This is a genomic window from Kitasatospora sp. NPDC054795, assembly GCF_053611565.1.
On sequence record NZ_JBSHAP010000028.1, the window covers coordinates 17,741 to 29,843 of the forward strand.

The window sequence follows — 12,103 nt, forward strand, 5'->3', positions numbered from 1 at the left end:
CCGCACTCTACCCCGCGTGGGCGTATGAAGATCCACCATATTAAGGTTGTTGTTGTTTGTTTTTTTTACAGTCCTGGGGGGGGGTGCGGGGCCCCGCCCCGCCGCGCGCCCCCCCCCCACTCCGCCCACTCCGCCCACTCACCCCGCCGCAGGCCTCGTCAGGCGGCGCACCAGGGTGACCAGCGCCTCCCGGTCCGCCGCCGGGTCCGTCGCGCCGGAGAGGAGCAGCCGCACCATCTGCGGCAGCGTGAACCACGCGTTCACCAGTCCGATCACCGCGAACATCAGCCGTCCCGGATCCACGTCGTCGGCCAGCTCGCCCGCCCGCTGCGCGGCCGCGAGGACGGCGACCTTCTCTCCGTAGTGCGCGGTGCGTTCGGGCTCCGCCGCCAGCGCCTCGGACTCCGTGCCGCGCTGCAGCCCTTCCCAGGCCAGCAGGCGGGAGAAGTGCGGGTTGGCCGAGTGGTAGTCGAAGACGCGTCCGGCGTAGTCGCCGAGCTCCGGCCCCGGCGCCGGGGTGAGCGGCACCGCTTCGGCCAGCTTGCCGAGTTCGGACGCCAGGACCGCGGCGAAGAGCTGGTCCTTGTTGCCGAAGTACTGGTAGATCCGCTCCTTGTTCACTCCCGCCCGGGTGGCGACGCGGGCGATCCGGGCACCGTCCGGGCCGAACTCGGCGAACTCCTCGACGGCGGCGTCGAGGAGGAGTTGCTGCGTGCGTGCGGTGTCCCAGGCCATGGCATCACCATAGCGCGAATCTCCAACCAAAGGGTTGGACATCCGCGTGCGCGCCTGCCAAACTCCAACCGACGGGTTGGAGTTTTGGACATCCAAAGCCTCCAGCCGCTCACTCACGGGAGGAAACCGCCTTGACCACCGACAGCATCGCCGCACCGGCCCCCGCAGCCCCGTCCGTGCACCGCCGGGCTCTGCTCACCTGGCTCGCCGTCTACCCGACCATCACCGCCGCCTTCGCCCTGCTCGGCCCCCACCTCGGGCGCCTGCCGCTGGTGCTGCGGACCCTGGTCATGACCGGTCTCGTCGTCCCGGTCGTCGTCTACGCGCTGCTCCCGCTGCTGCTCAAGGCGGAGAGGAAGCTCACCCACCGCCCCGGTCGACGGAAGTAGCGAGCACCCGGAACGGCGGCAGCCGCCGCACCGCTCCGGGCACCGGACGGAGGAGCTACCGCCCCTCGGCGACCAGGAAGCGGCCGGAGCGCCAGTGCAGCCGCGCCGGGCCGCCGGTGGGCCAGTCGTGGTTCAGGTGGCGGCGGCCACGACCGAGGGCGCCGAGGTCCTGGGGCCGCAGCGTTCCGCTCCTCAGGCCGCTCGCCTCGACGGCCGTCACCGGCATGATCGTCACGTACTGGGCGTCGTCCCCGCCCATCCAGTCGACGACCTCGGTGAAGATCCACACGAACTGCTGCGAACAGCCCAGGCAGCGCCGCAGGTTGACGGCGAAGCGCGAGCCGCCCACCACTTCTGCCTCGTGTTCGAAGCCCTCCCGCTGCCGGCCCCATACGGCCCGCTCGTCCTCGCCGTAGCACTTCGCGCAGCCGAACTCCGCCATCGGCCTTCCCATCGGTCGACTCCCTGGTCCGCGACGTCCCGCGTCGCGGCCCATGATGCCCGCAGGGCCCCGGCGGCCGGCGGGGCAGTTCACCCGACCGGGGAACAATTCACGGACCGTTCCCGCGTCGTTCGCGCCTCCGGGCGGATACCCGAACGGCCGGTTGACGCCCCGGGGCCCGGCCCGGGCTCCGGACCGCACACCTCGACGTCCGCGCCGACGGCTCCCGCACCCGAACGGGCCGTCGCACCGAAAGGTGACGCGTACATGTCCCAGATTTCTGGGATTCTCCTCGCCCACCCGCCTGACACAGAATCGTCGCCAGGCCCTCCGGTGAGAGTGGAGGCCCTTCAAGTCACCTACCTGAAACAGGAGTTGATCAACGATGACACGCTCCTTCAAGCGCGCCGGTGCCGTCCTCGCGGCGGCGGCGATCTCGCTGTCCCTGTCCGGCGCGGCCACCGCCGTCGCCCAGCCCGCGGCGGCCGGCGGCTCGGCCCGGAACTGCGTGGTGAGTGCGGAGGGCGGGCAGTCGAAGTGCTTCGGCAGCTACCGGGAGGCCATCAAGTTCGCCACCGGCGGGCGAGTCGTCGACGCTCCGTTGACCGCCGCCGCGGCCGCCCGGGACACCGAGTTCACCGAGGAGCTGAACGGTTCCAGCAGCCTCTCCAACCTGGTCGTCCTGGGGACGATCTACCAGGACTTCTTCTTCGAGGGCGAGTCCGTGACCTTCACCGGCCCGCACGACTGCTACAACGGCAACAGCGCCGACTACTCCTTCGACATCCCCGCCCCGCTCACCAACCACGTGTACTCGCTGCGCCCGTACGCCAACTGCTGGTTCAACCTGTTCACCGGCGTCCAGGCCACCGGCTACGCGAGCCCCAGCTACAAGGGTGAGACCGTCTCGGTGGACGAGGCCTGGCGGACCCACTCCAGGTCGCTGACCCTCGGCTGAGCAACGGCCCCGACCCCCGCACCCCACCCCGCTCGGCGCGCCCCCTCCTCGGTGGCCGCCGGGGGGAGCAGGGTCGGGGCAGGGGGCGGCCGGCCGGCCGCCCCCGCCGCCGTTCTCCGGCAAACCGTTGGCGAAAACGGCGGAACGCGGCGGAACGGCGCCGACCGGTCGCCCGGTCACCCGGCCGCCCCGTCAGTCGGTCTCCAGCAGGACCGCCGGAAGGGCGCCGTCCAGCACCGGAGCACGCGGCAGGGTGAGGCCGAAGTGGCGGCCGAGCACCTCCAGGCAGGTGCGGTGGAGGTCGTCGCCCTCGCGGTCGTGGTCGGGCAGCCCGGCGGCGGCCAGTTCGGCCGTCAGGGCGGCGACGGTGGCGGGCTCGCCCCGGACGCCGTCGGGGCCCCAGCCGGCATCCAGGTGGAGGTTGAGGAAGCAGGTCTCCCGGCCGTCCCGGTAGCCGCGGAAGAACGGCGGCACCGGCTTGCCGTTCTCCTCCTCGAACTCCAGGTGGTAGACCTCGGCGCCGCCGCGCGAGGCGGACGGCGACACACTCAGCTCGCCCTGCCAGTAGCCGTACACCACCGCGAAGGCGAGGTCGCCGCTGCGCCCGTGGCGCAGCCCGATGTCCTCGACGTCGCCGGGGAATTCGAGTTCGTACTCCTCGACCAGGTCGTCCGCCGTGAGTTCGCCGAGCGGGCGCACGGTGCACCCCGGGAGCTCCTCGGCGATCCGGGCCACGAGCTCCTCGGGATCCAGGCCGCGGGCCAGGACCACGCTGTAGCCGCCGTAGGCGATCGACTGGGGTTCGGCGAGCCAGGTGAGTGCGTCCGTCATGGTGATCATCATGACGGACGGATCAACCGTTCGGTATTCCGAACGGCTTCGAGCGGCACGGCCGGCCCGTTCCGCCCGCTCAGTGCCAGAGCCCCCACGAGGCCGGCCGGACCGGTTCCGCGAGGTGGCCGTGCTGCTCGGCCCGGTACTGCAGCACCAGCACCGAGCGGACCTGTTCGCCGTCCAGCGCGGTGTAGGCGTGCGGCAGCGCCGCGTCGAAGCCGATGTAGTCGCCGGGGCCGAGTTCGATCTCGCGCCCGTCGACCCGCACGCCCAGCCGGCCGCTCTGGACCACGGTGTGCTCGGTGCCGGTGTGGCCCCCGGAGTCCTGGGCGGCTCCGGTGCGCACCACCTGGTCGTACAGCTCGAACACCGCGTCCCCGGACTCGATCCGGCGCAGCGGGCGCAGGTCGACGCCCCGCCCGCTGAGCACCTCGGTCTCGGCCGCGCGCACCACCGTGACCTCGCCGCCAGGCCGGGCCTCGACCAGGTCGGAGATCGGCACGCCGAGCACCCGGGAGAGCCCGAGCACCGTCTCCAGCGTCGGGTTCCCGGCCCCGGACTCCAGCTGGGACAGCGTCGCCTTCCCGACCCCGGCCTGCCGGGACAGCTCGGACAGCGACAGTCCGCGCTGGGCGCGCACCCGCTTCAGGTTGGCGGCGAGGACGCCCCGGACGGATTCCTCGGCATCGTTCACTCTCGACCTCTTCTCACCCGGCACTGTTCGATATACCGTACGGGACGCACACCGACGGACGGGGAAGCGTAGCGAAGCACCGCGCTTCCCTCACCCTCACCAGGAGACCTCAGTGACCGAGCCCGCCGAGACCACCGAGCCCGCCGAGCCCATCAAGTACCGGAAGAACGGCCTGACCCGCGGGGTCACGGACGAGCTCGCGGAGAGCATGACGCAGGGCTGGGCCGACACCGAGCGCACCGCCCTGGAGCCCGTCCCCCAGGCCGCGCACACCGCCCGCCGACGCGCGGAGCTGTCCGCCGCCTTCCCCGGCGAGCTGCTGGTGGTCCCGGCCGGCAACCCCAAGGTCCGGGCCAACGACACCGACTACCCGTTCCGCCCCTCCTCCGACTACGCCTACCTGACCGGCGACCAGTCCCAGGACGGCGTCCTGGTGCTCACCCCGACCGGCGCCGTCGGCCACGAGGCCGTGCTCTACCTGCGCGACCGCTCCCGCGTCGACAACGGCGAGTTCTGGCTGGACGGCCACGGCGAGCTGTGGGACGGCCGCCGCAACAGCCTGACCGAGAGCGAGCGGCTGTTCGGCCTGCCCTGCCGGGACGTGCGCGCCGTCCGCGCGGACCTGCGCGCCGCCACCGGCCCGGCGCGGGTGCTGCGCCGCCACGACGCGGGCGTGGAGGAGGCCCTCACGGACCGGGCGGTCGCCGAGCGGGACGAGGAGTTCGAGGTCTTCCTGTCCGGGCTGCGCCTGGTCAAGGACGCGTTCGAGATCGAGGAGCTGCGCTTCGCCTGCGCCGCCACCGCCCGCGGCTTCGAGGACGTGGTGCGCGTCCTCGGCACCGACACCGAGACCGCCGAGCGGCTGATCGAGGGCACCTTCTTCGTCCGGGCCCGGGTCGAGGGCAACGACGTGGGCTACAGCACCATCGCCGCGGCCGGCCCGCACGCGACCACCCTGCACTGGGTGCGCAACAGCGGGCACGCCCGGCCCGGCGACCTACTGCTGCTCGACGCGGGCGTGGAGACCAACCACCTCTACACCGCCGACGTCACCCGCACCCTCCCGGTCAGCGGCCGCTTCACCGAGCTGCAGCGCAAGGTCTACGACGCCGTGTACGCGGCCCAGGAGGCCGGCATCGTGGCCGTGCGCCCGGGCGGGCAGTTCCGCGACTTCCACCGTGCCGCCCAGCGCGAGCTCGCCGAACACCTCACCTCCTGGGGCCTGTTCGGCGACCTGAGCGCGGACAAGGTGTACGAGCTGGGCCTGCACCGCCGCTTCACCCTGGCCGGCACCGGGCACATGCTGGGCATCGACGTCCACGACTGCGCCCACTCCCGCACCGAGGAGCACGTCGACGGCCCGCTCGTGGCGGGCATGGTGCTCACCGTCGAGCCGGGCATCTACTTCCAGGAGAACGACCTGACGGTGCCGGAGGAGTACCGGGGCATCGGAGTGCGGATCGAGGACGACATCCTCGTCACCGAGGACGGCAACGAGAACCTCTCCGCCGGCCTCCCGCGCCGCTCCGACGAGGTCGAGGCCTGGCTGGCCCGCCTGCGCGGCTGAGCGGCTGGACGGCTGGACGGCTGGACGGCTGGACGGCTCAACGGCGAAAGCGGCACCGGGGCACGCCCGGTGCCGCTCACCGCACGGCTTCGGCTGCTTCAGCTGCTTCGGCTACTTCAGCTGCGCCAGCGCCTCGGCGATCCGCCGTACCGCGGCCTCGACGTCCTCGGGCATCCGGCTGGTGAAGCAGAGCCGGAAGAAGCCCGTCGGGTGAGCGGGTCCGGCGGTGCGCCGGAACGGTGCCGAAGGACGCCGAACGACGCCGTTCGCACACGCATCGCCCCCAGCCGACCATGCCCCGGAACCGGCCGCCAGCGCTCGGCAGCCGTCCGGACGGCGCCCCTGCCGCCACACCCTCGACCGTCAGCCGAGCCGCCACACCGTCGTGGTCTTGACCGCGGTGTCCTCCAGGTCCGCGACCACCGGCACCTGGTAGGCCGCCACCGCGGTGAACCGCTCGCGGGGCAGGTAGGCCCGGCCCGGGTCGCCGACGACCACGGTCGCGCCGCGCGCCGCGGCCCGCTCCAGGAAGGGCAGGAAGCGGGCGGCCATGGCCCGTTCGTAGAAGACGTCGCCCGCGAGCACCACCTCGGCGGGACCGCCGTCGCCGTCCACCAGGTCCACCAGGGCGCCGTCCACCCGCACCCCGTTGGCCTCGGCGTTCAGGCCGATCGCGGCCACCGCGTAGGCGTCGATCTCGGCGGCGCGCACGTCCGTGGCCCCGCGCAGCGCGGCCGCCACCCCGACCAGCCCGGAGCCGGCCGCGACGTCCAACACCGTACGGCCGGCGACCAGTTCGGGGTGGTCCAGCACGTAGCGGGCGACCGCCACCCCGCCCGCCCAGGCGAAGGCCCAGAACGGCGGCGGCAGCCCGTCCTCCCCGCGCGCCCGCTCGGTGGTCTCCCACAGGGCGATGGCATCCTCGGCCATGTGCAGGCCGATCTCGGGCACGAAGGGGACGGGCTTCAGCTCGGTCTCCCGCCGGACGAAGGCGAGGTCCTCGGCAGGCTGAAGAGTGCGCAGCTCACTCGGCATGCCCCGCAGCATAGAGCCCGCGCGGGGTGCCCGCGCACGCCCGCCCGCCCCGGCCGGGTTCACCCGCGCTCGTCCACCACCCGCTTGATCTTCCCGACCGAGCGCTCCAGCGTGTACGGGTCCACCACCTCGGCCGCCACGGTGATCCCCACCCCGTCCTTCACCGCCCGGACGATCGCCGCCCGCGCCGCCGCCCGCTGTTCGGCGGAGGCCTCCGGCCGGGCCTCGACCCGGACGGTCATGTGGTCCAGCCGCCCCTGCCGGCCGAGCCGCAGCTGGAAGTGCGGCGCGACGCCCGGGGTGCGCAGCAGGATCTCCTCGATCTGGGTCGGGAAGACGTTCACCCCGCGCAGGATGATCATGTCGTCGCTGCGCCCGGTGACCTTCTCCATCCGGCGGAAGGCCGGCCGCGCGGTGCCGGGCAGCAGCCGGCTGAGGTCGCGGGTGCGGTAGCGGATGATCGGCAGGGCCTCCTTGGTGAGCGAGGTGAAGACCAGTTCGCCGCCCTCCCCCTCCGGCAGCACCTCGTCGGTGAACGGGTCGACGACCTCCGGGTAGAAGTGGTCCTCCCAGATGTGCAGCCCGTCCTTGGTCTCCACGCACTCCTGGGCGATGCCGGGGCCGACCACCTCGGAGAGGCCGTAGATGTCGACGGCGTGCAGGTCGAGCCGCTCCTCGATCTCGCGCCGCATCTCCTCCGTCCAGGGCTCGGCCCCGAAGATGCCGACCCGCAGCGAGGTGCCGCGCGGGTCGACGCCCTGCTTCTCGAACTCGTCCAGGAGGGTCAGCAGGTAGGACGGGGTGACCATGATGATCTCGGGTTCGAAGTCCAGGATCAGCCGCACCTGGCGGGCCGTCATGCCGCCGGAGGCCGGGATGACGGTGCAGCCGGCCCGCTCGGCGCCGTAGTGGGCGCCGAGGCCTCCGGTGAACAGCCCGTATCCGTAGGCGATGTGCACCTTGTCGCCGGGCCGGCCGCCGGCCGCGCGGATCGAGCGGGCGACCACGTCGGCCCACATGGAGAGGTCGTTGTCGGTGTAGCCGACCACGGTCGGCAGCCCGGTGGTGCCGCTGGAGGCGTGGATCCGGCGGACCTGCTCCATCGGGACGGCGAACATGCCGAAGGGATAGCCCTCGCGCAGGTCGGCCTTGGTGGTGAAGGGGAAGCGGGCGAGGTCGTCCAGGGTGCGGCAGTCCTCGGGTCGGACCCCGGCGGCGTCGAACTTGCGGCGGTACAGCTCGACGTTGTCGTACGCGTGCCGCAGGGTGGCCCGCAGCCGGGTGAGCTGGTGGGCGCGCAGCTCGTCCGGGGTCATCCGCTCACCGGCGTCCAGGAGCTCCGGCGGGATCGGCTCCCCGAGGTGTCGGTGCGGGACGGGTGCGGTGCCGGTCATCGTCGCTCCTTCGCTGCTCGGCCGGGTTGCCCCGCCAGGGGCACCGACCGATCGTTCGGTCAGCCCTGTTCGCTCCATTGATCCAGTACCCGAACCACCTGTCAAGGGATCGCACGAGGCTTCCGGAATGTGAAGTTCCGACCACTTCGAGGTGACTTCACCTCGACAGCTTGGCTGTCCGATATGAAAATCATTACAGAAGTTTGACTTGCCACCGGCCTTCACCACCCCGCCCCCATGGTTCAGTAGTGCGGTTTCCGCCCCGCACCCCGGAGTGATCACCGTGCCCACGACTCCCGCCCTGGTCAGCGCGCTGCGCGAACTCGGCGACCGACCCGCCGTCGTCGCCGACGGGCGCGCGATCAGCGGCATCGGCCTGCTGCTCGGCGTCTCCCCACCGGGCGGCCTGCCCCGCGCCCTCGCCCGGCGCGTCGCCGAGCACGCCGCACTCCCGCCCTCCGCCGCCCGGGCCGCCGAACAGCGGCTGCGCTACTGGGCCGGCGTCCTCGGCACGCCCCCGATCCGGCACACCGTGCTCCACCCCGTGAGCGACCTCGCCGTCGACCTCGCCCTCGCCACCCTCCTGGCCGGCGGCACCGTCCACTGCGGCGACCCCGACCAGCGGCCCGAACAGCAGCTCCGGGCCGTCGCCGCCGCCCGGACCACCCACCTCAGCCTTCCCTCCGCCCTGCTCTGGCACCTCAGCCGGCAACCCGACCTCACCGCCCACGACCTCGGCGCGCTGCGCCTGGTCCTGCACGTCGGCCCCGAACCCCGACAGGAGGACGTCTACACCGCCGTCGACGCCCTCGGGGCCGTCCTCGCCCACGTCCGCGCCCCCGACAGCAACGCCGAGGCCGCCGACCGCCGGCTGCGCGCCGACACCGAGAACGCCACCGCCGCCGCCTGGAAGCACAGCATCGGCATCACCGCCGCCCAGGTCCGCGACTTCGGCGCCCAGCTCGACCGGGCCGTACTCGCCGCCCTGCTGCACACCCTCCAGCAGAGCGGCGTACTCACCGACCCCGCCCGCGGCCACCCCGAGGCCGAGGTGCTCGCCGCGGCCATGGTCACCCCCGCCCAGCGCCCCCGCGTCGCCCGCTGGCTGGACGCGCTCGCCCGGCACGGCCTGATCACCCGCCAGGACGGCGGCGCCCAGGGCCCGGTCTTCCGCGGCCGCCCCGGCCCGGCCGCCGCCGAGGTCCGCGACACCTGGCGACCGGCCGTCGAGACCTGGGCCGACGGGCTCGGCCCGGCCGCCGCCCTCACCCGGGTCCGGCGCGACGCCCTGCGGCTGCCCCGGGTGATCACCGGCCAGGAGGCCCCCCGGCCGGCCGCCACCCCGGTCCGCCGGGCCGCCGCCCGCGGCTACCTCGGCGCCGCCCTCGGCACGCTGGTGCGCGGCACCGCCGAGGCCCACCAGGGGCCCGGGCCGCTGCGCGTGCTCGAACTCGACCCCGAGGGCGGCGAGCCCGCCGTCGCCCGCGCCCTCGCCGCCACCACTCGACCCCGGCACGCCGTCGAGCACCACTCCGTTCCCGACGGCGGGCGCTACGACGTCGTCGTCGCCACGGTGACAGCGGCTCCGGCTCCGGCCTTTGCTCCGGCTACGGCTCCGGCTTCGGCTTTTGCTGCGGCTGCGGCTGCGGCTGCGGCTCCGGCCTCGACCGCGGCCGCCACCGTGGCCGGAGAACCGGAGCAGGACGTGACGGCCCTGGTCCAGCTGCTCTCCCCCGGCGGCCGGCTGCTGCTGCTCGCGCCCACCGCCGAACAGCTCGACCTGCTGATCACCGGCGACGCGCACGGCCCCACCGCCCGCCCGGCGGAGCACTGGCGGGCCGCACTGACCGCCGCAGGCTGCCCGACCGTGCTGACCCTGCCGGAGGACGAGCACCCGATGGCACTGCTGGGGCAGCGACTGTTCGCGGCCCGGGTGGACTGACGGACGCCCGGGGGTGCGGCTGGCTACTCTCAAGAGTCATGACCACTTCCGCGCCTCCGGCCCGACCCGCCCGCGGGTCCATCGGCTCCCTCCGCTCGATCGGCTCCATCGTGTCCGTCCGGTCGATCGGCTCGATCGGGTCGGTGCTGTCGACCGGCTCGATCGGATCCGTCCTCTCCCTCGGCTCGATCGGCTCGGTGCTGTCCATCGGCTCGATCGGGTCCGTGCTGTCCGTCGGCTCGATCGGATCCGTCCTCTCCCTCGGCTCGATCGGCTCGGCCTGGTCCACCCTCGGTGTCCTGTCGGCCGGCTCCCGGCGCGGCCTCGGCTCGCTGCTGTCGGAGCGTTCCCTCCCGTCGGTGCTGTCCCGGCGGCTCGCCCACCCGCCCACCGTGGCCGAGCGGTGAAGCCCGGATCACGCACCGCCACCCGATCCGTACCATTTCGATACCGAAGCCTGGATGAGCTGCGAGGATCCTCGCCGCCCGGCTCCGTCCCCGGGTAGGCTCCGCATGTCCTCCGGCCCTCGCGCAGGCGGCCCCCTGCCGCCGTGCCGCGTTCTCCGGGGGTTGCACCCCCGCGGGCCACTAGGTGGGCACCGCGCACTCGACACCGCGCGCCAGGGCAGTCGCGCGAACGGCGAAGGGCATCGCATTGGCGGATCGGCTCACCGGAGGAGACTCCTCGCTGCTGCGGCGGATCAACGCGGCGGTCACGCTCCGGGCGCTGCGCAACGGCCACTCCGTGACCCTCACTCAGCTCGTCGGCGAGACCGGACTCTCGCGCCCGACCGTCGAGGGCGTGATCGAGGGTCTGGTCGAGACCGGGCTGGTCGCCGAGGTCGAGCAGCCGCGGGAGGAGGGCCAGCCGGGCCCCGGCCGCCGCGGCCGCCCGGCCCGCTGGTTCCGCTTCCGTGCCGAGGCCGGGCACATCCTCGGCATCGAGATCGGCGTGCACGACATCCGGGTCATCCTGGCCGATCTCACCGGCGACGTGGTGGGCAGTCACTTCAAGCCGGTCGACGAGACCCTCGACGCCGAGGACCGGCTCGCCGCCGTCCGCACCGCCGTCGCCGAGGTGCTGCGCAAGGCCGGCATCTCCCGGGACAACCTGTGGTCGGTCGGCATCGGCACCCCCGGCATCGTGGACCGCGAGGGCACCGTCCAGCTGGGCACCGCGATGCCCGGCTGGACCGGGCTCGACCTCGGGGCCCGGCTGCGGCGCTCCTTCCGCTGCCCCGTCCTGATCGAGAACGACGCCAACCTGGCCGCCATCGCCGAGCACTGGCAGGGGGCGGCGGTCGGCGCCGACGATGTCGTCTTCGTGATGGCCGGGCTCAGCCCCGGCGCCGGCTCCCTCATCGGCGGCAGGCTGCACCGCGGGTTCGGCGGCGCGGCCGGCGAGATCGGCGCCCTGCACCTGCTCGGCCAGGAGGTCACCCCCGAGCGGCTGCTGTCCACCACCGGAAAGCCCCTCAACCCGCTGGACGAGGCCGCCGTGGCCCGCGTGCTGCGGCTGGCCCGGGAGGGCGACGAGGTCGCCAAGGTCGCCATGGACCGCTTCCTCACCCGCCTCGTCCAGGGCGTCGCCGCGCTGGTCCTCGCCATCGATCCGCAGCTGGTGGTGATCGGCGGCTGGGCGGCCGGCCTCGACGGGGTCCTGGACCCGCTGCGCGAACGCCTGTCCCAGTTCACCCTGCGCGCCCCGGAGGTCGCCCTCGCGGCGCTCGGCTCGGAGGTGGTGGCGATGGGCGCCCTGCGCGTCGCCCTGGACCACGTCGAGGAGCAGCTCTTCGCGGTGGACCCGCCCCGGGCCTGACGTCGGCCGCGGTGCGGGGCCGGCCCGGGGGGCCAGGGGGCCAGGGGGCCGGGCTGTCATCTGAACCACTCCGCCGTCACGGCGCGTAGTCCGGGTCGGTCAGGTCGAGGGTGAGGACGGTGCCCCAGTCGTTGACGAAGTACGCCGGCGGCCGGTCGACGGACACCCGGAGGAACGGGTTGCCCTCGGTCGACGTCAGCACCCACACCAGCCCGCGCCGCCCGTCGAGCCGGGCGAGGAAGCCCTGGTCGCCCATGCCCCCGCTGCCGCCCTCCCCCTCCGCACTGCCGGAGCC

13 protein-coding genes are annotated in these 12,103 nt (G+C 73.6%); 6 read left to right on the top strand and 7 right to left on the bottom strand.

Annotation, left to right across the window (positions count from 1 at the left end; all coding sequences use genetic code 11):
* Nucleotides 1-138: 138 nt before the first annotated feature.
* A complete protein-coding gene (locus ACWGJO_RS13005) occupies nucleotides 139-735 on the bottom strand; it encodes a TetR family transcriptional regulator (protein ID WP_452183483.1) in 597 nt (198 codons plus the stop codon).
* Nucleotides 736-866: 131 nt separating this feature from the next.
* Between ACWGJO_RS13005 and ACWGJO_RS13010 the strand changes: the two genes are divergently transcribed.
* Complete coding sequence (locus tag ACWGJO_RS13010; protein WP_452183484.1) at nucleotides 867-1,124, top strand: hypothetical protein; 258 nt, start codon at nucleotides 867-869, stop codon at nucleotides 1,122-1,124.
* Nucleotides 1,125-1,179: 55 nt separating this feature from the next.
* Here ACWGJO_RS13010 and ACWGJO_RS13015 read toward each other — a convergent pair whose 3' ends face one another.
* Nucleotides 1,180-1,578, bottom strand: coding sequence for a hypothetical protein (locus ACWGJO_RS13015; RefSeq protein ID WP_387686966.1), 399 nt, complete (start codon nucleotides 1,576-1,578; stop codon nucleotides 1,180-1,182).
* A 373-nt stretch (nucleotides 1,579-1,951) separates the two neighbouring features.
* Between ACWGJO_RS13015 and ACWGJO_RS13020 the strand changes: the two genes are divergently transcribed.
* Nucleotides 1,952-2,524 (top strand): hypothetical protein, encoded by a 573-nt coding sequence (locus ACWGJO_RS13020; protein ID WP_452183485.1) that lies wholly within the window; start codon nucleotides 1,952-1,954, stop codon nucleotides 2,522-2,524.
* Between the two features lie 192 nt (nucleotides 2,525-2,716).
* Here the strand turns inward: ACWGJO_RS13020 and ACWGJO_RS13025 are convergent, their stop codons facing one another.
* Together ACWGJO_RS13025 and ACWGJO_RS13030 are read right to left on the bottom strand one after the other, a co-directional pair.
* On the bottom strand, nucleotides 2,717-3,355 hold the full coding sequence (locus ACWGJO_RS13025) for a hypothetical protein (RefSeq protein ID WP_452183486.1): 639 nt from the start codon (nucleotides 3,353-3,355) through the stop codon (nucleotides 2,717-2,719).
* Between the two features lie 79 nt (nucleotides 3,356-3,434).
* Complete coding sequence (locus tag ACWGJO_RS13030; RefSeq protein WP_452183487.1) at nucleotides 3,435-4,052, bottom strand: helix-turn-helix domain-containing protein; 618 nt, start codon at nucleotides 4,050-4,052, stop codon at nucleotides 3,435-3,437.
* Nucleotides 4,053-4,164: 112 nt separating this feature from the next.
* Here ACWGJO_RS13030 and ACWGJO_RS13035 point away from each other — a divergent pair, with 112 nt between their 5' ends.
* Entirely contained in the window at nucleotides 4,165-5,619 is a 1,455-nt protein-coding gene (locus ACWGJO_RS13035) for an aminopeptidase P family protein (protein ID WP_452183488.1), read from the top strand.
* Between the two features lie 363 nt (nucleotides 5,620-5,982).
* Here the strand turns inward: ACWGJO_RS13035 and ACWGJO_RS13040 are convergent, their stop codons facing one another.
* Entirely contained in the window at nucleotides 5,983-6,654 is a 672-nt protein-coding gene (locus ACWGJO_RS13040) for a class I SAM-dependent methyltransferase (RefSeq protein WP_452183489.1), read from the bottom strand.
* Nucleotides 6,655-6,713: 59 nt separating this feature from the next.
* Complete coding sequence (paaK, locus tag ACWGJO_RS13045) at nucleotides 6,714-8,048, bottom strand: phenylacetate--CoA ligase PaaK (RefSeq protein WP_452183490.1); 1,335 nt, start codon at nucleotides 8,046-8,048, stop codon at nucleotides 6,714-6,716.
* Between the two features lie 283 nt (nucleotides 8,049-8,331).
* On the opposite strand from paaK, the gene ACWGJO_RS13050 reads away from it, so the two are divergent.
* The 3 genes from ACWGJO_RS13050 to ACWGJO_RS13060 all read left to right on the top strand — a co-directional run bounded on the left by ACWGJO_RS13050 (nucleotide 8,332) and on the right by ACWGJO_RS13060 (nucleotide 11,808).
* On the top strand, nucleotides 8,332-9,990 hold the full coding sequence (locus ACWGJO_RS13050; protein ID WP_452183491.1) for a hypothetical protein: 1,659 nt from the start codon (nucleotides 8,332-8,334) through the stop codon (nucleotides 9,988-9,990).
* A gap of 38 nt (nucleotides 9,991-10,028) precedes the next feature.
* Entirely contained in the window at nucleotides 10,029-10,397 is a 369-nt protein-coding gene (locus tag ACWGJO_RS13055; RefSeq protein ID WP_452183492.1) for a hypothetical protein, read from the top strand.
* A 247-nt stretch (nucleotides 10,398-10,644) separates the two neighbouring features.
* Nucleotides 10,645-11,808: an ROK family protein gene (locus ACWGJO_RS13060; RefSeq protein WP_452183493.1), complete on the top strand. Its 1,164-nt coding sequence runs from the start codon at nucleotides 10,645-10,647 to the stop codon at nucleotides 11,806-11,808.
* A gap of 76 nt (nucleotides 11,809-11,884) precedes the next feature.
* Here the strand turns inward: ACWGJO_RS13060 and ACWGJO_RS13065 are convergent, their stop codons facing one another.
* The gene (locus ACWGJO_RS13065) at nucleotides 11,885-12,064 is read right to left on the bottom strand and encodes a hypothetical protein (RefSeq protein WP_452183494.1); all 180 of its coding nucleotides are present in this window, start codon (nucleotides 12,062-12,064) and stop codon (nucleotides 11,885-11,887) included.
* Nucleotides 12,065-12,103 lie beyond the last annotated feature (39 nt).

Excerpts from the sequence above, each read along its gene's own strand:
- ACWGJO_RS13005 (WP_452183483.1), bottom strand. The coding sequence starts at position 735 with ATGGCCTGGGACACCGCACGCACGCAGCAACTCCTCCTCGACGCCGCC.
- ACWGJO_RS13015 (WP_387686966.1), bottom strand. The coding sequence starts at position 1,578 with ATGGGAAGGCCGATGGCGGAGTTCGGCTGCGCGAAGTGCTACGGCGAG.
- paaK (WP_452183490.1), bottom strand. The coding sequence starts at position 8,048 with ATGACCGGCACCGCACCCGTCCCGCACCGACACCTCGGGGAGCCGATC.
- ACWGJO_RS13025 (WP_452183486.1), bottom strand. The coding sequence starts at position 3,355 with ATGACGGACGCACTCACCTGGCTCGCCGAACCCCAGTCGATCGCCTAC.
- ACWGJO_RS13055 (WP_452183492.1), top strand. The coding sequence starts at position 10,029 with ATGACCACTTCCGCGCCTCCGGCCCGACCCGCCCGCGGGTCCATCGGC.
- ACWGJO_RS13020 (WP_452183485.1), top strand. The coding sequence starts at position 1,952 with ATGACACGCTCCTTCAAGCGCGCCGGTGCCGTCCTCGCGGCGGCGGCG.
- ACWGJO_RS13040 (WP_452183489.1), bottom strand. The coding sequence starts at position 6,654 with ATGCCGAGTGAGCTGCGCACTCTTCAGCCTGCCGAGGACCTCGCCTTC.
- ACWGJO_RS13065 (WP_452183494.1), bottom strand. The coding sequence starts at position 12,064 with ATGGGCGACCAGGGCTTCCTCGCCCGGCTCGACGGGCGGCGCGGGCTG.